The sequence below is a fragment of the Dryocola clanedunensis subsp. sulfonylureivorans genome, from assembly GCF_016756775.1.
GTDB classification, from domain to species: Bacteria; Pseudomonadota; Gammaproteobacteria; order Enterobacterales; family Enterobacteriaceae; genus Dryocola; species Dryocola clanedunensis.
Map to the genome: position 1 here is coordinate 15,220 of NZ_JAERMU010000012.1, position 21,771 is coordinate 36,990.

Sequence of the window (21,771 nt, forward strand, 5' to 3'; positions counted from 1 at the left end):
GTGATAAAGAAGTCGTGTTACACATTAAAAGGAAACCACAATGAACACAATCCTTCGCAAACGTCTGACTCAGGCTTTGCTGCCTCTGGCGTTATTGACGGGTGCGTTCGCGTTAAGCCATCCGGTTCAGGCCCAAACAAGTAAGCTGGTCATTGAATCGGGAGACAACGCGCAAACACGTCAGGATGCCGCGATGGAAAAAGAGCAATGGAATGACACACGCTCTCTGCGTCAAAAGGTGAATAAACGCGCGGAAAAAGAGTGGGATAAAGACGACGTTGCCTTTGACGATCGTGACAACTGTCAGCAAAGTGCGAACGTGAATGCCTATTGGGAACCCAATACGCTGCGCTGTCTGGATCGTCGCACCGGTCGCGCCATCACGCCGTAATACCCGCGTTTAACCGATAAGGCTTCTCGTCTGAAGCCTTATTTTTGTAGGGTGGATAAGCGCCAGCGTCATCCACAAAAGCTATCGATAACTGAAAAGCCCCGTCTACACCCAGAAAGGAATCCCCATGAGTACCGAACTCAGCATCAGGCTGCGCCCTCTTGAACGTGAAGATTTACGTTTCGTCCATCAGCTGGACAACAACGCGAGCGTGATGCGCTACTGGTTTGAAGAGCCTTATGAAGCCTTCGTTGAGCTTTCAGACCTGTATGACAAGCACATTCACGACCAGAGCGAACGCCGCTTTGTAGTGGAGTGCGACGGCGAGAAAGCTGGCCTTGTGGAGCTGGTGGAGATCAACCACGTTCACCGCCGCGCCGAGTTTCAAATCATCATCGCCCCGGATTTCCAGGGCAAAGGCCTGGCCTCCCGCGCCGCAAAACTGGCGATGGATTACGGGTTTTCCGTCCTCAATCTCTACAAACTTTATCTGATCGTCGATAAAGAGAACGCGAAAGCCGTGCACATCTACAAGAAGCTGGGATTTATGGTAGAGGGGGAGCTCATCCATGAGTTCTTCATCAACGGCGAGTACCGCAACACGATCCGCATGTGTATTTTCCAGCAGCAGTATCTGGATGCTCACCGTTCGACCGGCTCCCTTCTGAAACCGACCGCACAATAAATTGTTGCTGGGGGCTGCCCCCCAGCACGCAGCACTAAGCCTGCAGATAAACCATCTGGGTCTGGAGATATTCATTCAGGCCGTGACGTCCGTCCGCCCCGCCGATCCCCGATTTGCGCCAGCCCGCATGGAACCCCTGCATCGCTTCAAAATGCTCGCGGTTGATGTACGTTTCGCCGAACTTCAGCCCTTTTATCGCCTTCATGGCGGTATTCAGGTCGCGTGTATAGATTGAGGATGTCAGACCGTAGTCGCTGTCGTTCGCCATCGCCAACGCTTCGTCCAGCGTGTCAAAGGTTGTCACAGGCAGCACTGGACCAAAGGTCTCATCGTGCATGATGGTCATATCCTGACGTACGTCGACCAGTAACGTTGGCGGATAGAAGTAGCCTTTACCTTCCGGCGTTTTGCCTCCGGTTAAGACACGAGCGCCTTCTTTCACCGCCTGCGCCACTTTCTGTTCCACGCGCTCAAGCGCGGCGGCGTTAATCAGCGGCCCCATTGCGACGTCGTTACGCTCGGCCGTATCGCCAAAGCTAACCTGCTTAAACGCTTCGCTGAGGCGGGTAATAAACTCGTCGTAAATGCCCTTCTGCACGTATACGCGTTCCGCGCAGTTACAGACCTGCCCGGTGTTGATCATCCGGGAATCCACGACGGCTTTTACCGCGATATCCAGATCCGCATCGTTCATCACGATAGCCGGGGCTTTACCGCCCAGCTCCAGACAAACTTTGGTGATGTTTTTAGAGGCTGCCGCCATGATTTTCTCACCCGCGGCGACGCTGCCGGTCATGCTGACCATCGCCACTTTCGGGTTACCCGCCAGCTCCTGGCCCACGGTTTCCCCACGCCCAAGCACCAGGTTAAACACGCCTTTTGGCAGACCGATATCGTGAACAATTTCCGCAAAAGCAATGGCGTTATTCGGCGTGAATTCGCTCGGTTTAATGACGATGGTATTGCCGGTGATTAACGCTGGCGCGAGCTTGCGGGCAATCAGGAAGAACGGGAAGTTCCACGGCAGAATACCGGTGGTGACGCCCAGCGCACGTTTAAAGACCAGGATGTTTTCACCCGGACGATCGCTTTGCAGGATTTCACCTTCGTAGCGGCGCGCCCACTCGGACATGTAATCCAGATAATCGGCGGTGAAGGCAACTTCTACCTCAGCCAGCTGCTGGGTTTTCCCGCCTTCCGCCACAATCATGGCGCTGATAGCCGCCGCGCGTTCACGAATGCCTGCGGAAATTTTACGCAGCCAACCCGCCCGCTCAATAGCCGGCAGCGCTTCCCATGCGTGCTGCGCACTGGCCGCAGCGTCGATAGCTTCCCGAGCCTGCTGCGCGCTGCCGTCCGGAATACGGGAAATCACCTCTTCGGTAGCCGGATTAATCACGTCAATCCACTTATCGCCCTGCCACTGAACAAACTGACCGTTGATATACATAGGGTGCTGTACGGGTGCCGTCATGACCGTCTCCTGAATATGCAGATGAATGTTTGTTGTTACCGATGGGTAAAATATTTGTAACCACCTTAGGCATCTCAAACAGATAATCGGGCAAAACGGTCATGTTTTGTGATGGCACTCAATAAATTCAGTGCCTGATGGGCAATATGTTTACATATGAACAACATGAGAATGACCGTTTGAGACGCGCAGCGCCGAAAACGGTCAATACGGGCAGATTTAACGGCTGCTCACGGCCAGTTTTGCGGCGAACAGCATAAAAACGCCGCCTGTTGTGCGGTCCATCCATTTGACGACGGCGGGGATTTTTAATAAGCCTGACGCATAGCGGGTCGTCGCAATTAACGTCAGCGACCAGAGCGTGCCGATCAAAACGTGAATCGAGACGAGCAGAAAAGTCCAGACCACCGGGGAATGCCCCGCCGGAATAAACTGCGGCAGAAAAGAGACGTAAAAAATGCCCATTTTGGGATTGAGAACGTTGCCCAGCATACCCCGCACAAACCAGTTGCCGCCGGAACGAGCGTCGGGTTGAAAAGCATCGAACGTCCGGCGAGGCCGGATAAGAAGCTGCACGCCCAGCCAGCATAAATACGCTGCGCCGCAGTACTTGAGCACGTTATAGGCCAGTTCAGAAGCGGCAAGCAACGCGCCGAGGCCAAAGGCAACAACCGCGCCCCAGATAAAACACCCGGCGTCGATGCCAAGCGCCGCATGAAAAGCTTTCTTGCCGCCTTCAACGGTGGCGGTGCGCAGAATAAGCGCGGTATCAAGGCCGGGGGTCAGCGTCAGCAGTAAAGCCGCGAGGGAATAAGAAAGCAGTGCATCATTGACGGACATTTTGTCTCTCCGAAAGAGCGGATGTTACTGAAAATGCTACGTCCGCTCAATTGAAGAGATTTCACGATCTTATTGGTTTCCACAAAACGCGGCCAGCGCTCTGGCTAACCCTGCCGGATTTTCCCACGACATAGAGTGTCCTGCGTTTGGGATCACAATCGACTGGATGCCTGCCGCCTGAATAACTTCAAAATCTTTATCCGGCAGGGAATGCTCACCGAAGATTAATGCTTTGGGAAGCTGTAACGTAATAAACACGTCATCCCATGAGGGTGATACACCGGTGACCAGGCTGCTGGCTTCTCGCCACATCGCACGCGGGGAGGTATTTAGCAGGCTTCCGGCCCACGGCGACTGCTCTGCTGCAAGCAAGTCGTAATAGCCCTTGTTCACAAATTCCTGCTCTGACTGGGCGGCCACGCCGCTGCTGAACATCCCGCCGCCCGCTTTAAAATTAGGTTCAGAGACGATAAGCCCCGCTATTTTTGCCGGCATCAGCGCCGCAAGCTGAATAGCAATGCTGCCCCCCATGCTGTGTCCATACAGATAGAACCGGTGAAGACCAAGGTGCTCGACCAGTTCCGCCGCCACGGCGGCCTGATCCGAAGTGGTGTAGTCAAAAGCGTCTGGTTTTTCGCTGTAGCCGCTGCCGGGAAGATCGATAAGCACGCTGCGCCGCGAGCCAAACGCCGGGTCGGCATAAATTCGCGGATACTCAAAGGAGGAGGCACAGCCAAGACCATGAATAAATAACAGCGGAACGCCGCTGCCGGGAAGATCGTGGTAACGAACCCGGCAGCGGGCGTGACGGGAAATAAAACTCTGCATGAAGATTCCTTCCGGCTAACCATAACTGTATTTTTATACAGTGTATCGTAATATTCTGCTACCAGTCCATCCATACCCCGCCCTGGTCGCTGCTGGCGCGCAGGGTTTCGATAAAGCGCATGCCGGACAGGCCTTCCACAATCCCCGGCAGCAGCGGCGTTGTACCGCCGCGAATTTTCATTGCTGCCTCACGGTAGATTTGCGCGAAGCCTTCCAGATACCCCTCCGGGTGGCCCGCCGGGGTGCGGCACTGATGGCGGATGGAATCGTGATTATTGACGCCGTTACGCGTGACAACGTAACTATTCCCGTGCAGGGGATGGATCTCCAGTATCTCCGGCTGCTGCTGGCGGAAGCACATGCTCCCCCGGCTGCCGACTATGCGCAGGCGCAGATCGTTTTCAAAGCCCGGCGCAACCTGGCTTGCCCACAGGCGGCCCCGCGCACCGTTGGCGTAACGCATTTCGGCGTAAACTTCGTCGTCCAGCTCGCGGCCTTCGATGCGGGTCAGCAGCTCGCCGCGAATGGCTTCCGGCTCCATGCCGGTGACAAACGCCGCCAGCTGCCAGGCATGGGTGCCAATGTCGCCAATCGCCCCGGCCCCCGCGAACTGTGCTTTGCCCCGCCAGCTCGCCTGCTTGTTATCCGTCAGCTCCAGCCGGTCGTTCAGCCAGCCCTGCAAATATTCCACCTCAACGTTGCGGATGTCGCCAATCTCACTGTTGGCGATGCGCGCCCGCGCCTCGCGCACCATCGGCAGCGCGCTGTAGTTATGGGTCAGAATAAAATGCGAGCCGCTCTGGTTGATGAGAAACGCCAGCTCTTCCCCTTCCGCAAGGCTGACGCCCAGCGGCTTGTCGCAGATGACATGAATTTTCTTTTCAACGAACGCTTTGGCGATGGGAACGTGCAGGAAGTTAGGCGTGACGATGGCTACGGCTTCAATGCCGTCCCATCTTTCGGCCTCCTGCTCCGCCATCTCCTGCCAGCTTTCATAACTGCGGTCTGGCTCGACAAACAGCGCTTCGCCGCTGCGTTTTGCTACTTCCGGGGAGGAGGAAAACGCGCCCGCAACCAGCTCAAACTGGTCGTCAAGACGTGCGGCAATGCGATGCACGCCGCCGATAAACGAACCTTCACCGCCGCCCACCATGCCTAACCGTATGCGTTTCATCGTTAACCCTCCAGCCCGAGCATTTTACGCACCGCCGCACCGTTGCTTTCGCTATGGGCAAAATCATCAAAAGCGTACTCGGCAACGGGAATGATGTGGTCTGCGATAAACTTCGCCCCTTCGCGAGCGCCCGCTTCGCCCGATTTCAGACAGCACTCCCATTCAAGCGTAGCCCACCCTTCATAGCCGTACTGCGCGAGCCTGCTGAAAATGCCTTTGAAATCGACCTGCCCGTCGCCTGGCGAACGGAAACGCCCCGGACGCTCCACCCAGGGCTGGAAGCCAGCGTACACGCCGCTGCGGGCAGAGCGCTGAAACTCCGCGTCTTTTACGTGGAAGGCCTTAATGCGGGAGTGATAGAGGTCGATAAACCCGAGGTAGTCCATGTGCTGCAGCAGCATGTGGCTCGGGTCGTAAAGGACATTGCAGCGTGGATGATTATCCACCAGCGCAAGAAAACGCTCGAACGTGACGCCATCATGCAAATCTTCACCGGGATGCAGCTCAAAACAGACGTCGACGCCTGCCTCATCGAAGGCATCGAGCATCGGCCTCCAGCGTTTCGCCAGCTCTTTAAAGGCTTCATCGATAAGTAAGGCATTGCGTGGTGGCCACGGATAGAAATATGGCCAGGCCAGCGCACCAGAAAACGTGGCGTGGGCCTTCAGCCCCAGGTTTTGCGAAGCCCGCGCCGCCTGCTTCAGGCTTTCAACGCCCCACTGCTGGCGGGCCCTGGCATCGTGCGCCAGTTCAGGCGGGGCAAAACCTGCAAAGGCTGCGTCGTAGGCAGGATGCACGGCAATCAGCTGGCCCTGCAAATGCGTGGAAAGCTCGCTGATTTGCAGGCCGACGTTAGCCAGCGTGCCGCTGATTTTCGCGCAGTAATCTTTGCTTTCTGCTGCCTTGCGCAGATCGAAAATATGCGGCAGATGCGTCGGGAGCTGCACCGCTTTGTAGCCCAGGCCCGCAGCCCAGCCTCCCAGGGTTTCCAGCGAGTTAAACGGCGGCCTGTCGCTGATAAACTGGGAAAGAAAAATGGATGGCCCTTTTAGCGTTTTCATTATGAAACCTCCTTAATGTTCACCATGCGCTGCTCGCGCGCCGCGAGGTCAGCCGCCAGCACCACCGCCAGGCTCTCGATGGCCTGCTGCAGGTGCTGCGTTAAATCGTTATCGTCAAGAATTGCACGGGCAAAGAAACTCTGTTCCAGACGGCAGAGTTCGTAGTGGTCGGGTTCGCCGTCGGCACTTATCCACTCGTCCGGCGCGGCAAATTCGCCGTCGGCGTTCAGCCGGGAATGATGAAGGCGCAGGGATTCGGTGCGGGTATGGGCTTCGACGCTGGCGGACTGCCCTTCGCCACCCGCCTCGCGGGCGACGATGGAGGCGGAACCCTCCGGCCCGATAACGTCCTTAATAAAGAACGCCGTCTGGCTCATCATCGGCCCCCAGCCCGCCTCGTACCAGCCCACCGAGCCGTCGGCAAAGCGCACCTGAAGCTGGCCGTAATTAAACTGTTTTGCCGGGATTTGATCCGTTAACCGCACGCCGATGGCGCTGACAGACAGCGGGCTGGACTGGGTCATCTGGCACATCACGTCCAGATAGTGCACGCCGCAGTCCACGATCGGCGACAGCGACTGCATCAGCATTTTATGGGTGTGCCAGGCGGCCCCGGCGCTCTGCTGGTTGAGGTTCATGCGCATCACCAGCGGTTTACCGAGGGTATGCGCCAGTTTGATGAACTGCTGCCAGACCGGGTGATGACGGAGAATATAACCGACGACGAGTTTTTTACCCGCCAGCTGGGCGGTTGCCACCACGCGCTTCGCGCCGGATACGGTGGTGGCGACGGGTTTCTCGATAAACACATGGCAGCCCGCAGCGAGCGCCGTCAGCGCCAGCACTTCATGGCTGTCCGGCCAGGTGGCGATGCAGACCGCATCCGCCCGAGCCTGTTTTATCGCCTCCTGTATATCGTCGAACAGGGGAATATCGGCCCCCAGCTGCTGCCGGAGGCGATGTTTAGAGTCCCCACGGGCGACCAGCCCGCAGAGAGTAAATTCCGGAAGTGCCTGATAGGCCAGAGCGTGAGCCGCGCCCATATTGCCGCAGCCCACTACCAGCACCCGGAGTGGCCTATCTGCCATTATTCGCACCTTCTTTGTAATGGAAGGTGAAGAAGAAAATGGCGGCGATAACGACCGCGGCGATAGCAGGCATCCACCAGAAGTGCTGCCACTGCACCAGCGCCTCAGCCCCCTGCGCGGTGACCGAGCGGTTGAACACCGCGCCGCTGATCTGCGAACCGATTAGCATCCCCAGCCCGTAGGTGAACAGCACCAGCAGGCTCTGCGCCTGGCCTTTCACCTTGTCCCCCGCCACCTTATCGGTATAGATAAAGCCGATAACGAAGAAGAAGTCGTAGCACACCCCGTGCAGGATAATGCCGATGTAAATCATCCAGCGGGTTTCCTCCGCGATGCTCAGCGCGAACATGGCGTAGCGAGCAAACCACGCGAGCATGCCGATCAGCAGCATCATCTTGATGCCGAGGCGGCGGAAGAAGAACGGGATCAGCAGCATGAACAGCAGCTCGGACATCTGCCCGAAGGCCATTACCCCGCTGACGTTCTCGAAGCCCAGCGCGGAGATAAACGGTGCGGCATAGGCGTAGTAAGCGGCCAGCGGAATGGAGATCAGCGTGGCGCAGATGATAAACACCATGAAGTGCTTTTGTTTCAGCAGCGCGAAGGCATCGGCGCACACCAGGTCACGCATGGAAAGTGGTTTGCCGCGATCCGGCGCTGGCGTGTTTGGCAGCGTGAAGCTGTAGATGCCCAGCACTACCGAGGCGACGGCGGCCATAGTAAAGATGCCGGTGCTGTCGGACAGCCCGCTCATCCCGACAATCAGCCCGGCAACAATCCAGCCGATGGTGCCGAAGGCGCGCACGATCGGGAAGCCCCTCTCGCTGTTTGCCAGGCTGTGAAACGCAACGTTGTTGCTGAGCGCGATGGTCGGCATATAGCAAAGCATGTAGGCGAAAACTACCCACAGCAGGCCACTTTGCCCGCTTTCAAACATGCCCGGCAGCCACCACAGCAGCGCCGCACCAACCAGATGCAGAATGCCCAGCACTTTCTGCGAGGCAAAGAAACGGTCAACCAGCATCCCGAGCACGAACGGCGAAAGAATCGAGGCGATTGGCCCGGTGGAGTACGCATCCCCTATTACTGCGCTCAGCCCGTATTTGCCCATCACCACGCCCAGCGTCACGTACCAGGCACCCCAGACGAAAAACTCCAGAAACATCATTAACGACAGGCGCGGGATAACCCACTTGTGGGTTAACACCTGAGCCCCAACGGCTGATTGAGAAGACATACATCCTCCACGGCAGAGTATTGATTTAAGGGTAAGAGGTTATTTTTGTAATCGATTACATTAACAGATCATTAAAAATGTAATCGATTTCAGAGGGGTTGCCATCATGCTCGCGGATTATTTGATACTATTGATGCAAATCTGGAATGTGCTTCACAAATAGCCAACGCGCTCAAAGGATCAGCATGTCGATAGATAAAGTCGCCCGCACCGCCGGAGTTTCCACTGCCACCGTCTCCAGAGTGCTGAACGGCAATCCCGCAGTGAAGCCAGATACCCGCGATAAAGTGCTGGCTGCAATAGAATCCTGCGACTACCAGCCCAACCTGCTGGCCCGCCAGCTTCGCACGGCGCGCAGCCGCATGCTGCTCGTTCTTGTCTCTAACATCACCAACCCCTTCTGCGCCCGCGTGGTGCGCGGCATTGAAGAAGAAGCGGAAAAGCACGGCTACCACATTCTGCTGTGTAACTCTGAATCCAGGCTGACGCGCGAATCCGCCTATCTGCAGCTGCTGAGCGGCAAAGTCGTGGACGGCGTGATCACCATGGATGCCATCAGCTGCCTGCCGGGCTTAACCACGCTTATCGGCGATTCCCCGTGGGTGCAGTGCGGCGAAGGCGATCCGGGCTATAACGCCTCTTCCGTAACGATCGATAACTTCAAAGCGGCGGCGGCGGCGGTGGATCACCTTGCCAGCGCGGGCTACAAACGCATCGCGCTAATCAACGGCGATCTGCGCTATCTCTATTCCCAGCAGCGTGAAGCAGGCTATCGTTCCGCCAGAAGCAGTGCGTGGCAGGCCGTGGTCTATGCGGACAGCCTCGAATATCAGGCAGGCGTGCAGGCAATGGCGGAGCTGTTTACCCTGCCGGAGCCGCCGGACGCGGTGTTTGCCATCTCCGACGCCTTAGCCGGAGGCGCATTGCACTACGCCCACATGAACGGACTGCGAGTCCCGCAGGACGTGGCGATTATGGGCTTCGACGGCGTGCCGTTCGGCTCGGTAACCAGCCCGCCGCTGACCACGGTCGAGCAGCCGATGCACCAGCTGGGCGTGCGCAGCGTACAGCTCCTGCTGGAAAGAATTGATAACCCGGAGGTGGAAACGGTGAATGAAATTCTGGACTGGAAGTTGGTGGTGCGGGGATCGGTGTAGGGCTGCGCACTAGCAAAATGCCGGATGACGCTTCGCTTATCCGGCCTACAAGACAAGATGATAAAAAGAGGGGTTGGCTCATTTCCTGAAAAAAACGGATCGGTCTTACTAAAGCAACAGACTTCAATCAGTTAATGCTTCTTCAACCCAGCCTGGGAAAAGCTCATTAATTTGCTTAATGATTCCATTGCCTCCATTGAGGTTATAATGTTCATCCATATAGTTTGGATTATTAGTAACAAGCCAAACCTGTCCGGTATCATCTTCATAGGCCACAGCCTGCATGGGTAATACTTCAACGGTTCGGATGTTCAACTCTAAGAGAATACCAACAAGATGGCTATTCTGGAATGACACGCATTCAGCAGGCCTTACATTTTTACCTGCTATTTTAGATATTGCTTGCTGATCAATTCTTTCATATTGTAAAACCTCTGGGTTTTTATCAATTGCTCGTAATAACCTGTCGATCGTTTCTTTAACCGAATGAGGACTTTTGAATAACCATTTGCTCCCATCCACTATTTTTTCTAATTTGTGATTCATTCGTTATTCCTTTGCAGCAACTGTGTTTAGTAGAACTGGCACTTCAGATGAATAATCAATCCAGGGATTGGTATCCATCAATTCAGGATGGGGAATGCTTGGGTCGTTGAACTGCATATCAAATTCTTTTGGCCCATGAGCAAATGCAACAATGATTCCAGATTCGGCTGACATTAATGCAGCATGCGGAAGCAACCCGCTATAACTCAAACGAATAGCATCATCATTAGATCCTATAAATCCCATATCAATCCTGACAACCACACCGTCTGGTAAGCCAAAGAAGTGAGTAAAAGGTCCACCAGAAGCCATTGTCATCACTTCATCAATTGCGGTCCCGTCATCAGCAACGTTATTATGCAATTTACTAAAACGAGTTAAAGCATGATGTCTCATTTGAGGAGACATCCCTTTGAGGTCATAGATTTTTGGATAGGGAGGCATGCCTTTTTGTGTAATTTCAAGATACCCACCACGATACATCTGCGGTTCACGTCCCGAAAGTCGTATTTCATCTAACAATTGACCTCGATGAAGATAAAAAAGTTCTACTAATTTCTTCTGTTCTTCATCTGTAGTAGGTCGTAAAATAGATGCTTCTAAAATAGGGCGTGCGGCAACAGGCACTTTGACCGCAGTAATACGCAGGTTAATTTGTTCTAATGACTGATTGGCCCGATCAATTCCATAAACACTTTCACGACCATCACTGAAGTGTAAAGATACATTATGTTCAGATGTTTTGATGCTCATACTTAATCCTTTTTGGGTGGCAATGGGAATTTTACTCTCGAGAACCAGACGCCCATACTATATACCTTTGTAAACATGATTTGTTAGTCATCAAAAATCATTTTTTAAAAAAGAATTTTGCTAAAAACAGAATTCACAAATGAAGTGATACTTCATGACGAAATAGTTTAGATGAATGATTATAAATTTACTTCACTTGTTTATGTCCTGTAACTCGGTAATAAATTCAAAAAATCAATTTCGCTCCTGCCTCAATAATCTGCATACCACATGTTTCCTTAAGTTAAAATTTGAGTTTAGAATAGCTCAGATAAACTTGAGAAACGCCAAAGCGTCATGGCTAAATTCAGTAACCCACTACGCTTCAGGCGGTCAGGTAGTCTTGTCCAGTGAAGGCGAGTACCTGTCTCTGTCGCTACCAGGCCTGCTTCCACAGCCCACAACAGCTTATTTTGCCACGTTCAGCGTGTCATCCGGCCAGTACTTATAGCCATCCAGCGTCGCCTGTACAGCAAGACCTTTTTCGGTCAGTTCGTAAACGGTAACCGATTTTGGAATATCTACGCTGTCTGGCGCAACAGCACTTTGAGACTCCCCTATAGCCGGTAAGCCTTCATCATCATATTTCGCCGCAGCGTTCGCATTCGCACCGACAATATAGCCGTTGGTGATGAAGTTAGTCAGCGCTTTGCCGTCGTTGAAAATCATTACGGTATGCAGTTGCTTCAGGCCGATCCCCAGACCGGCACCGCCTTCCACCATTTTCATATAGGTGTCTTTACCATTACGCAGGTCTTTAACGACCCCGTAGCCGCCCCCAAAGCCAACCAGGAAAATTTTACTGCTATCGCTAGTGAATACGGCATAGCCCTGAGATTTTTTAATCTCAGCTTTGGCTTCGGGATGAGCCTGATAAAGCTCTGTGAGAGTATCGCTGCGCATTTTCTGAATAGCAGCACGCTGTTTACTGGCGGTATCACCCTCCGCACTACAACCAGAGAGGGTCGCCATGGTAGCGATAACAATAATTAATTTTTTTAAGTACATATGCATCCTTGATTTGGCATAGCCTGTACAGAAGTGAACTATGATGTGGTGGTGGTATTTGTCTGGTAATACGATGAGTCTTATTGAACTGTTATTAAGTTAGCGTAGCAGCATGAGCGCTCATCTATATCAATGTATGGAGACATCACCATGATGATGGATGGCATTAACCTTCACCGCAATATTAATTATCGAGATAGATTATTTAGCAAACCAGCATTAACGAAGTAACAAAAATAACAACAGCGAAATTTCAATCAATTTATCAGCAAGTTAACAATACAAAAAAGCTAGCACACCGTGAGCTATGTAGTTAAATCCCCGTAAAACCTACCTGTAGTGAACCTTCCCCGCCCCGGCAGGCTCATCTTCTGCAAATAATGCGACAAGCCTCACAGCGCTGTTAAAAAAAACCGCAGGGTGCCACCATGGATATATTCCAGGTGCTGGATATATGCCAAAGTTATGCTGATGCATTAATCGATTATAATAATCAGGCTAAGTATATGGCGCTTTGCGGCCGCTTATTAGCGGGACTGACAATATTAAGAGTGGTTTTAAAGAATCCGCTGCAGGAACATCTTATTCAGGCGCTGGCAGTGAATGCTAACGAAGAGAGCGATGATTGCCCCTCTCTCACCAGAGATTAAGAAACCTTACGGGAATATTGCGCGTCGTTAACCATGGTGTTGCTCAACCAGCAGGGATCCCCGGAGGAGCAGGAAAACATCGCCGGCATGCTGTTTGAAATGGTGACGCTTCTGGCCGAGGATTTAAAAACGCCCCGCTTTGTTCGCTCGGGTACAGGGCTAACAATGATGGGGCAAGAAACGGCGTCGGTTGTTCACTAACCCTTCACTGCAAAACGCCGGATGGCGCTTCGCTTATCCGGCCTACGATACCTGACCATGGGGTTGGATAAGCCCCCTCGTCATCCACCGAATACAAACCGCTGCAATAGCGACCGGGACTCTGGCGTATCGCTCACGCGCGACAATAACGCGTCCCGATCCTTGCCTTTCATGGCGATTCTTTCGCTGCGGCTGGTGATGATTTTATTCATGACCGGCGCGGTGAATTCCGGGTGAAACTGTACCGAAAGGGCCGTCGGGGAGTAGCGGATAATCTGATGGGGGTCATGGCCTGATGCGCCCAGCGCCGTCGCGCCCGGCGGCAGCGTCAGCACGCTTTGCTCGTGGCTCAGGAAGACATCAAAGCTAGCCGGTAATTCGCCCAGCAAGGCATCCTGTTTTGCCGCCGCGCTTAGCATCACCGGCAGCTGCCCGACTTCGCTGCCCTGCGGATGGTAGTCCACCACGCCGCCCATTGCATAGGCCATAAGCTGATGACCGTAACACACGCCAAGAATCGGCACGCCCGCCAGCATCATTTCTCTTGTCCATTCGGCGGTGCGCTCGCTCCACGCTTCGTGGTCCGTGACCATCGACCAGGAGCCAGAAATCACCGCCGCCCGGAACGTTCCGGCCACGGGCAGCGGGTCGCCGTCGAACGGGCAAACCACCTGCACCGCCACCTTGTCGCCAAGCGCGGCACGAAACCATTGCGGCTGCTCACCTACCGCCGCACGAATATCCGCAGGCGGGTGGCCCATTTGCACCAGCAGGATCGGGAGGGACTCAGGCATCGGGGGGATCCTTAATCGTTGTGGAATCTAATGATTAGCACAGATTGCCTCTCGCCCCCAACGTCGATTTTCTCAATCCCCCAATAATTAGAAAAATATGGCGTCTCTTCCGCCGTTTGCTTATTGCACGAGTCGGTAAAGTGTAATGCGTGAAGATGGCTCGAAAGGAGTCGTTAACAGCGGGATGATGACGTGGCAAAAATTTTACTGCGCAGCGGCAGCCTTGATGACTTCCTGGCGCTGGGCGAAAACGGGCAGGCAGTGTTCGATTCGGCATTACAGATACGCGAAACGCTGCGCCTGCGTAAACAACATGGGGTTGCGGACAGCCTGGCTATTCCTCAGCCGAACGATGAAGGCGATCGGGTTGACTGGTACGCACCGCTCGAAGGCAGCGTCCTGAGCTGGGCCGCCGCCAGCGATGAACAGCGCAACAAAGCGCTGCGCTATCTGGAAAACTGCCAGGCGAACATCGCCACCCTTATTCAACGCTGCCAGCAGACGGAGAAAACGGCCATTCAGCTGTTCGGCTCGCTGCTGTCCAACGCGTTACAGTTTCCCGGCAGCCAGCATATTTATCTGGTGGATGGCAAACCGGTCATCACCTTCTGGGGCTTCGTAAACCTTAATCAGGATGCGCGTGAAGACGTGCTGGACTGTCTGCGCGTGGTTGAGGTACCTGAACCAGTTATCGAAATCGTGCCTGAACCAGAGCCTGAGCCAGCACTGCCGGAACCTGTTCCTGTTCTTGCACCAACACCTGCTCCCGCAGAAATCAGCCCCCAGGATGAGCCGCTCGTTTATTCCATGCCGCCAAAAGCTGTGGCCCTGCGTGCCCCGGAACCGATAGCAGCCGAGGTTGAACCTGAAACGCCGCCGGTTGTGCCTGTAAAAACAAAATCACGCCTCTGGATGCTGCCCGTTGCTGCCGCAGCCCTGGTGCTCATCGCCGCGCCCGTCGCTTATCAATACTTATCGGCCCCGGCAGCAGAACCTTTAGCGAAGGCGAAGGCTAAAGCAGAACCTCAGCTCATGGCGCCTGCCGCGATTAAAACCGTCGACCAGCCCGTTCCGCCCTCTACTCTGCCGCTGGTCAAAGCCTCTGTGGTAGCACCGCCACCAGCCCCTGAACCCGTTGCCAGGCCTGAACCGGCCCCTGCATCAGCAGCAAAAAATGCCCTGGTTATCCCGGCTGAATCGCTGAGAATTGGTTCCACAAAATTTCTTAACGGATCGTTACGCGTGATCATTGAGGCCAAAAACCCCATTATCGGCAAGCCTCCGGTGCTGCACTATCAGATTAAAGATAACAAAGGCACCGCGCGCCTGGTTCATGGCGACCGCGTCAGCTGTAAGGTGTCCGTATTCTCCGGCCTGCACCGCACCGGTATTTTAATGATTAAAACCCGTGGCAGCGCGCGTTGCAGCGACGGTTCCCGCTATCCGATGCCGGAAATCACCTGTAAACCGGGCGATAATGGCGTGGCCCAGTGCACCGGACGCTACGCCGGCGACACTATTGTGCCGCTGACGATTACGAAAGTGAGTGACTGACTATGCTTGCCAACCTGTTCCACTACAAGCCGAGCGTGACGCTCATTAAAGACAGCGGGATCCAGCTGCTGGACTTTGGTCTTGCCCCTCAGCCTGACGCACCGCACACCGGACGCTTCGTGCGTAAAACGGCGAATGGCCCGCTGCTGCGTCTCGATTACGACATCATCCCCGGTAAATTCACGCTGCCGGAAGGCCAGGGCGGCACGGCCGAAGTGGTGAAGCCGGAAAGTACGGTCACCCTGGGCCATTCCCTGAAGGTCATGGATAAAACCTGGCTGCCCCTGCCCTTTGGCCGCTTTAATCCGCCGCGCACCTTCGTTGGCGGCCCGGATAACTGGGCGCGCGTGCAAATCCATTGCCTCGATGAGCCTGACTCTGCGGGCAACACCGTGCGCATCAGCATCGCGCTGGATACCAAAATCTACGCGGACGACAGCCCTGCAGCACATCTCGCCCCGACGCAAAACGACGTGCGCAACGGCGCCCGCTTCGCGCTGGCCTGGCAGAACCAGGAGATTCATGATTTCCTCGACCAGACCTGGGTCGACGGCTGGCTGCGCGAGGTCTTCACCCAGTTCGTTTCACGCCACGAATCCCGCTCAGAACGCGAAATAGCCGGCGCGATGAAGATGTTCGAGTACCAGGCACACTATCTGAATATCCTGGAAATGCTCGGTGCACAGCTTGAAGTGCCGGAAGTAAAAATTGTCACCGCCACTCTGCAAGCGCCGGCTGTCCCGGTCGATCTGGTGCTGGACGTCGGCAACACCCATACCTGCGGCGTGCTGATTGAGGATCATGGTGAAGCCAACGACGGCCTGCGCCAGACCGCCGAGCTGCAAATCCGCTCCCTGAGCGAGCCGCAGTTTATCAACGAGGCGATGTTCACCAGCCGCCTTGAGTTTTCCGAAGCCCGCTTCGGCAAGCAGCATTTTTCCGTGGAGAGCGGGCGCGACGACGCCTTTGTCTGGCCCTCTATCGCCCGCGTGGGCGCAGAAGCTCGCCGCATGGCAAGCGTGCGTCTGGGGACGGAAGGTGCCAGCGGCATCTCCAGCCCGCGTCGCTATCTGTGGGATGAAACCCCGGCAAGCCAGGACTGGCGCTTCAGCCAGATGGGCGTCAAAACCCAGCGCGAGCCTCTCGCCACCGCTTTCCCGCTGATGAACCTGATGAATGACGACGGCCAGCCGCTGTACGACCTGCCGATGGACGAGCGCCTGCCGGTCTTCTCGCCGCAGTACAGCCGCAGCTCACTGATGACGCTGATGCTCTGTGAACTGCTTGCCCAGGCGCTGATGCAGATAAACAGCGTCGGCTCCCGGCAGAGCATGGGCCATCTGAATGCGCCCCGTCAGCTGCGCAATCTGATCCTTACCCTGCCCTCCGCGATGCCGAAGCAGGAGCGTGAACTCTTCCGCCAGCGCATGCGTGAGGCGGTTGGCCTGGTGTGGAAGGCAATGGAGTGGCATCCGGCGGATGAAGCCTTCACCAGCGAACGCGATAAAGAGAAAAGCGTCGTGCCGGTGCCGAATGTGCATATGGAGTGGGACGAAGCTACCTGCGGCCAGCTCGTCTGGCTGTATAACGAAGCCATCGTCAACTACGCGGGACAAAGCGGCGCGTTCTTCAAACGGCTCGCCCGCCCGGACCGTCAGCTGAGCGAAGATGAACCGGCGGGCAAAACGCTGCGCGTCGCCTCCATTGATATCGGCGGCGGTACTACGGACATGGCGATTACCCAGTATCAGCTGGACGACGGCGTGGGCAGCAACGTGAAAATCGCCCCGCGCCTGCTGTTCCGCGAAGGGTTTAAAGTGGCGGGTGACGACATCCTGCTGGATGTCATTCAGCGCTGCGTTCTGCCTGCTCTTCAGGCACACATTCATAAGGCGGGTGTGGCGGACGTCACCGGGCTGATGACGACCCTGTTCGGCGAGTCTGGCCGTATGGACACGCGCGGCACCCTGCGTCAGCAGACCGCGCTGCAACTGTTTATTCCGCTGGGGCATGCGGTGCTGGATTTCTGGGAAAACAGCGATCCTGATGACCGTCAGGCGACGCTGGAAGCCACCTTTGGCGAACTGTTAGCCCAGCGCCCGACGGCTAACGTCATTAATTATGTTCAGCAGGCGGTCCAGCACGCGCTGCCCGCCGACGCGCCGCAGTTTGACCTTTTCAGCGTACCGATCCAGGTTGAGCTTTCCTCGTTACAGGAGGCGCTGATGGCCGGACAGTTCACGCTCACCGCGCCGCTCCAGGCCCTGTGTGAAGTGATCGGCCATTACTGCTGCGATGTCCTGTTAATTACCGGCCGCCCTGCCTGTCTGCCAGGCGTTCAGGCGCTGCTTCGTCACCTGCAGCCGGTGCCGGTTAACCGCATCGTCTGGCTGGATAACTACCAGACGCATGAATGGTATCCGTTCAGCCAGCAGGGGCGCATCGGGAATCCGAAATCCACCGCTGCCGTCGGCGCTATGTTGTGCAGCCTGGCGATGGATCTGCGCCTGCCGGGCTTTAATTTTAAAGCCAGCGATATCCGGGCGTACTCGACCATTCGCCATCTGGGCATGCTCGACGGCAACAATGTGCTGACGGATGAAAACGTCTGGTACAGCGATATCGATCTGGATAACCCGAAAGCGACGCTGGACACCCGCCTGCACTTCCCGCTGCGCGGCAATGCCTGTCTTGGATTCCGCCAGCTGGATAACGCCCGCTGGCCCGCCACGCCGCTTTATACCCTGGCGATTAACTCGGCCTCACTTGCCAGGTCTATCGCCGGTGACGGCATTTTAAACGTGCGCTTACAGCAAACCCGCGATGCGGACGCCTTTGTATTAGCCGAAGCGTGGTTGCAGGACGGCAGCAAAGTGCCGCTCAATCAGCTGAGTTTTAAACTGAACACCCTCGCCGGCAGCTACAGCGGCGCGAGTCACTACTGGATCGACAGCGGGAGCGTCTATCAAAAATGAGTAAGCCAACCCCCGTTCTGCCAGCGCTGGTCAATTGGGTGCAGGATACCCGTCTGCACGCCCCGCTTTTAGAAAACGAAGCCGACAGCCTGCTTGCCCGCCTGCTGCCGTTGCAGCGTCGGCAGCAACAGCTCAGCGCGCTGCACAACGCCCCGCTCACTTTGGGTTTGTACGGCCACTCAGAGGAGGGCAAACGCCATCTTCTGAGGGCGCTGCTGGCCAACCATGCCGATCGCATCGAGATCGAGCTGGGCGAAAAAACGCTGGATTACCTGACGCATATTAATCCTGGCCATTGTGCGGCTGCCGTAGCCGTACGCTTTACCCATCATGCCGCTCCGGTCAGCGATAATTTCCCGCTGCTGCTGACGCTGTTCAGCGAAAGCGATCTGGCACAGCAAACGATCCGTCAGTATCACTCGCAGCCTGAACCGCGCATCGTGCAGTCCAGCACAATCGCCGCGCGGCTGGCTGAACTGCAATCTCACCGCCAGGCGCAGACCGTGCCGGGTATCAGCAGCCAGCAGGTTGCCGATATCGCCCGATGTTACCATGCGCAGCTGCGCCGTCAGCACCATCTGGGAGATGCCCTATGGCAGCAGATGGCAGACCTGATGCCGTGGCTGACTACCGCTGACCGCACTTCACTTCTGGCGATGTTATGGGGCGATGACGCCCACCTTAGCGCCAGGTGGAAGCATCTTAGCGACACGCTGCATCATATCGGCGAAGTGCAGCAAATCCTGGCCCCGGCCAGCCTGCTTATCGACTCGTTCCTGCTGCCAGCGGAAGGTTTTCTGATCCCTGCCACGCCGGATGAACCCGACATTCAGGCCGATGTACTGATTTGCCCGCTGCGGGGCGAGTCAGCCGGCTCGCCGGTCAGTCTGGCACAGTCCGATCTGCTGGCGCTTTGCGCCGAGGTTAGCCTGACACTGAGCAACGCGTCCGCTCTACAAAACGTGGATATCATCGACATCCCTGAACAACAAATTGATGACTATACCGACCGTTTACAGCCCGATACCCTGCTGGTCTGCAATGCGGCAAGCGAGCGCGGTGAAGTCAAATCCGCAGGTAAAACGCTTTCCCGATGGGTGGACACAACCCAGGGGCCGCAGTCAACGCTGCCTGGCCTTATCTGGGCGATAACGCCTTTTGACGCGCGTTTTACCCGTGGCGTCAGCGTAGATGACGGGGTGCAGCGAATGGTAGGCCAGGCCGGTAAGCGCTGGGGAACGCTCCAGGCGCTGGACAGCCGCAACATGCATCGTTTACTTGAATGGCTCTCTGATGCCATCAGCGCCGAGCGTCGGAGCCACCGCATCGCCGGGCTTCAGGCCGAGCTGGATGCAAAAATCATTGAGGTGTTCCACCGCTTCACCGCGGATCATGAGGCTGCGCCGGAAGCGGCTCGGGTTCAGGCTGAAGCACTGGTTCGTGCCGTACAGACCAGCGCCGCCCGACACGGCGAGCTGCTGGCGAGCCTGGTGCCGGACCGCCATGCGTTACAGCAATGCTGGCTTCGCCACCAGCATCAGCGGCAGCACAAACCCTCCGGTTTCGTCCTGGATATCAACCTGTTCGCCGATGATGACGGTGAAGATCGCAACGACATGGCGGTAACCAGCTACGCACTGGAGATTCACCAGCTGTGGATTGCCCATCTTCGCAACCAGGGGCTGCGAGCCGAAGCGGCTGAACATCTCGGTCTGGATTGCAACCAGCTGCGGATACTGTGCGATTTGCTGATTGCCACCAGCTACCGCCTTGATCTGCCCGACCTGCTGGAAGAGACGCTGGCCTCAGGCGACGGCAGTATGGCGCAGGAGATAACCTGTGCTGCCAACGTGCTGGGGGATTTCGTGAACTGGCTGGGCTATGCCAACGTCGCGCAGGAGCATCGCCCGGCGAGCCGTATTAACAAAGGCGCAAAAGTGTTTGCCCCTGCTGAACAGGCTAAAGCGGCAACGCGGCTGACACAGCTGGGGGAAAAACCAGTGCGCGGCAACGCAAGCTATGTGTACGACTGGCTGGTGGCGCTGTACGCCCGCGCCGTCGAAAACATCGGCTACCGTCATCCACATGACGTGAGCGATATGCACCGGGCGACATTGCGCGGGCTGCTGGCGAAGGCTTAATACGGCGAAAGGTCATGGTGAGGGCATTGTCTGCCCTCACACATCAATAGTAATCAATACTGTTTTTGATGGAGTAATGCGTGGTGGCAGGTGGTGCCACGCTGTCATCGATAACGTTCAGCTCACAGGCAACGGGATTGAAGTGCCCGTCGTATTCACAGCTCTGCTTTGCCTGCGCGATTTCTTTACCGTTAAGCGTACTGACAGCCGTGTAATCGAGCTTCTTCCTGATGTCTGCCCCTGCTTTAGCCAGCACGGCAAGCGTCGATTTTTTAGCGCTGGTGGTTTTACCCAGCGGATAACCTTCTGCGTCATAGGTATATTTCACCGAGACGTCTTTGCCGCTGGCGGCAACCACAAAGCCATTATCATCGGTTTCATAAGTGATGGCCGCGGCCGGCAGCTCGGCCAGCTGGCATTTCCCCTGCAGTTTTACCCGACGTTCCTGGCTTAGCGCATCGCGATAATAATTGGCGTCCAGCACCAGCGAAGCACCGCTGTTGGCTTCCAGGTCGTGGAACTCCAGGGTATCAAAGCAACCCTCTTTTGAAACCGTTCCTGAGACACGTTTAACGACTTCGCCTTTCTCGTTCATCAGCGTCTGGCTGAAGTCCTTGACGGGGCCACGCAGCGGATCGAAATCAAATTCATTCGAGAAGCTTGCCATTTCCGGCGTGTAGCTCAGCGGCTCGTCCGATTTATCACACCCTGCCAGGGTCGCGACCAGCGCGCTGAGAATGATGATTTTCTTCACGTTAGTTCTGTTCCCTTCCTGAAATGTTGCCCCATGATATAAGCAAATACAGATATTTACAGCAGGTGGTCTATTATTATTGAACATCCTCAATATAAAGGAAGAGACGATGACGAAGTCCTTTTGGTTAGCTGCCTTTGTGCTGATGGCCGCAACCCCGGCGCTGGCAGCGCAAAACTCCTGCGATAAAGTTAAGGCCGACATTCAGCAGAAAATCATCAACAACGGCGTTCCCGAGTCAGGCTTCACCCTGACAATCGTGCCTGCTGACCAGGTGGACAAACCTGATGCTCAGGTCGTCGGACACTGCGCGAACGACACCCAGAAGATTCTCTATACCCGCACCAGCAGCGGTAATGACAGTAGCGACAATGCGCCGACGCAAGACGCGCCGCAGGCAGAGCAACAGCAGTAAACAACG

21 protein-coding genes are annotated in these 21,771 nt (G+C 55.7%); 9 read left to right on the top strand and 12 right to left on the bottom strand.

What is annotated here, in order from left to right; translation table 11 throughout:
• Positions 1-40 precede the first annotated feature (40 nt).
• Positions 41-391 (top strand): DUF1283 family protein, encoded by a 351-nt coding sequence (locus HYQ67_RS13730; RefSeq protein ID WP_202304243.1) that lies wholly within the window; start codon positions 41-43, stop codon positions 389-391.
• A gap of 127 nt (positions 392-518) precedes the next feature.
• Positions 519-1,076, top strand: coding sequence for a spermidine N1-acetyltransferase (gene speG / locus HYQ67_RS13735; protein WP_202304244.1), 558 nt, complete (start codon positions 519-521; stop codon positions 1,074-1,076).
• 34 nt (positions 1,077-1,110) lie between these two features.
• Here the strand turns inward: speG and aldA are convergent, their stop codons facing one another.
• From aldA to HYQ67_RS13770, 7 genes are all read right to left on the bottom strand, one after another.
• The gene (gene aldA / locus HYQ67_RS13740) at positions 1,111-2,550 is read right to left on the bottom strand and encodes an aldehyde dehydrogenase (RefSeq protein ID WP_202304245.1); all 1,440 of its coding nucleotides are present in this window, start codon (positions 2,548-2,550) and stop codon (positions 1,111-1,113) included.
• 219 nt (positions 2,551-2,769) lie between these two features.
• Entirely contained in the window at positions 2,770-3,390 is a 621-nt protein-coding gene (locus HYQ67_RS13745) for a LysE family translocator (RefSeq protein ID WP_202304246.1), read from the bottom strand.
• Between the two features lie 69 nt (positions 3,391-3,459).
• Positions 3,460-4,218 (bottom strand): alpha/beta fold hydrolase, encoded by a 759-nt coding sequence (locus HYQ67_RS13750; RefSeq protein ID WP_202304247.1) that lies wholly within the window; start codon positions 4,216-4,218, stop codon positions 3,460-3,462.
• Between the two features lie 58 nt (positions 4,219-4,276).
• Positions 4,277-5,392, bottom strand: a complete 1,116-nt coding sequence (locus HYQ67_RS13755; RefSeq protein WP_202304248.1) for a Gfo/Idh/MocA family protein — start codon at positions 5,390-5,392, stop codon at positions 4,277-4,279.
• A gap of 2 nt (positions 5,393-5,394) precedes the next feature.
• Positions 5,395-6,453 carry a sugar phosphate isomerase/epimerase family protein gene (locus tag HYQ67_RS13760; protein WP_202304249.1) on the bottom strand — a complete coding sequence of 353 codons (1,059 nt, stop codon included), beginning with the start codon at positions 6,451-6,453 and terminating at the stop codon, positions 5,395-5,397.
• Positions 6,453-7,541 (bottom strand): Gfo/Idh/MocA family protein, encoded by a 1,089-nt coding sequence (locus HYQ67_RS13765; protein ID WP_202304250.1) that lies wholly within the window; start codon positions 7,539-7,541, stop codon positions 6,453-6,455. The genes HYQ67_RS13760 and HYQ67_RS13765 overlap by 1 nt, the downstream gene beginning before the upstream one ends.
• Positions 7,531-8,778 carry an MFS transporter gene (locus tag HYQ67_RS13770; RefSeq protein ID WP_202304251.1) on the bottom strand — a complete coding sequence of 416 codons (1,248 nt, stop codon included), beginning with the start codon at positions 8,776-8,778 and terminating at the stop codon, positions 7,531-7,533. Before HYQ67_RS13770 ends, HYQ67_RS13765 begins: the two co-directional genes overlap by 11 nt.
• Before the next feature lie 185 nt (positions 8,779-8,963).
• Here HYQ67_RS13770 and HYQ67_RS13775 point away from each other — a divergent pair, with 185 nt between their 5' ends.
• Positions 8,964-9,935 (top strand): LacI family DNA-binding transcriptional regulator, encoded by a 972-nt coding sequence (locus HYQ67_RS13775; RefSeq protein ID WP_202304252.1) that lies wholly within the window; start codon positions 8,964-8,966, stop codon positions 9,933-9,935.
• A gap of 123 nt (positions 9,936-10,058) precedes the next feature.
• On the opposite strand, the gene HYQ67_RS13780 is transcribed toward HYQ67_RS13775, so the two are convergent.
• The 3 genes from HYQ67_RS13780 to HYQ67_RS13790 form a co-directional block, all read right to left on the bottom strand.
• A complete protein-coding gene (locus HYQ67_RS13780) occupies positions 10,059-10,481 on the bottom strand; it encodes a DUF302 domain-containing protein (protein ID WP_202304253.1) in 423 nt (140 codons plus the stop codon).
• Positions 10,482-10,484: 3 nt separating this feature from the next.
• The gene (locus HYQ67_RS13785) at positions 10,485-11,234 is read right to left on the bottom strand and encodes a hypothetical protein (protein ID WP_202304254.1); all 750 of its coding nucleotides are present in this window, start codon (positions 11,232-11,234) and stop codon (positions 10,485-10,487) included.
• 447 nt (positions 11,235-11,681) lie between these two features.
• A complete protein-coding gene (locus HYQ67_RS13790; protein WP_202304255.1) occupies positions 11,682-12,281 on the bottom strand; it encodes a lipid-binding SYLF domain-containing protein in 600 nt (199 codons plus the stop codon).
• Between the two features lie 428 nt (positions 12,282-12,709).
• Here HYQ67_RS13790 and HYQ67_RS13795 point away from each other — a divergent pair, with 428 nt between their 5' ends.
• Positions 12,710-12,931, top strand: coding sequence for a hypothetical protein (locus HYQ67_RS13795; RefSeq protein WP_202304256.1), 222 nt, complete (start codon positions 12,710-12,712; stop codon positions 12,929-12,931).
• A 33-nt stretch (positions 12,932-12,964) separates the two neighbouring features.
• Complete coding sequence (locus tag HYQ67_RS13800; RefSeq protein ID WP_202304257.1) at positions 12,965-13,132, top strand: hypothetical protein; 168 nt, start codon at positions 12,965-12,967, stop codon at positions 13,130-13,132.
• A gap of 80 nt (positions 13,133-13,212) precedes the next feature.
• Here HYQ67_RS13800 and HYQ67_RS13805 read toward each other — a convergent pair whose 3' ends face one another.
• Positions 13,213-13,926 (bottom strand): glutamine amidotransferase, encoded by a 714-nt coding sequence (locus tag HYQ67_RS13805; protein WP_202304258.1) that lies wholly within the window; start codon positions 13,924-13,926, stop codon positions 13,213-13,215.
• Between the two features lie 192 nt (positions 13,927-14,118).
• Here HYQ67_RS13805 and HYQ67_RS13810 point away from each other — a divergent pair, with 192 nt between their 5' ends.
• The 3 genes from HYQ67_RS13810 to HYQ67_RS13820 are packed head-to-tail and all read left to right on the top strand — an operon-like array spanning position 14,119 to position 20,596.
• Complete coding sequence (locus tag HYQ67_RS13810; protein ID WP_202304259.1) at positions 14,119-15,480, top strand: SrfA family protein; 1,362 nt, start codon at positions 14,119-14,121, stop codon at positions 15,478-15,480.
• A gap of 2 nt (positions 15,481-15,482) precedes the next feature.
• Positions 15,483-18,455: a virulence factor SrfB gene (locus HYQ67_RS13815; RefSeq protein ID WP_202304260.1), complete on the top strand. Its 2,973-nt coding sequence runs from the start codon at positions 15,483-15,485 to the stop codon at positions 18,453-18,455.
• Positions 18,452-20,596, top strand: coding sequence for a virulence factor SrfC family protein (locus HYQ67_RS13820; RefSeq protein ID WP_202304261.1), 2,145 nt, complete (start codon positions 18,452-18,454; stop codon positions 20,594-20,596). Before HYQ67_RS13815 ends, HYQ67_RS13820 begins: the two co-directional genes overlap by 4 nt.
• Before the next feature lie 43 nt (positions 20,597-20,639).
• Here the strand turns inward: HYQ67_RS13820 and HYQ67_RS13825 are convergent, their stop codons facing one another.
• Positions 20,640-21,350 (bottom strand): YnfC family lipoprotein, encoded by a 711-nt coding sequence (locus tag HYQ67_RS13825; protein WP_202304262.1) that lies wholly within the window; start codon positions 21,348-21,350, stop codon positions 20,640-20,642.
• 109 nt (positions 21,351-21,459) lie between these two features.
• Here HYQ67_RS13825 and HYQ67_RS13830 point away from each other — a divergent pair, with 109 nt between their 5' ends.
• Positions 21,460-21,765 (top strand): DUF1161 domain-containing protein, encoded by a 306-nt coding sequence (locus HYQ67_RS13830; RefSeq protein ID WP_202304263.1) that lies wholly within the window; start codon positions 21,460-21,462, stop codon positions 21,763-21,765.
• Positions 21,766-21,771: the final 6 nt, after the last annotated feature.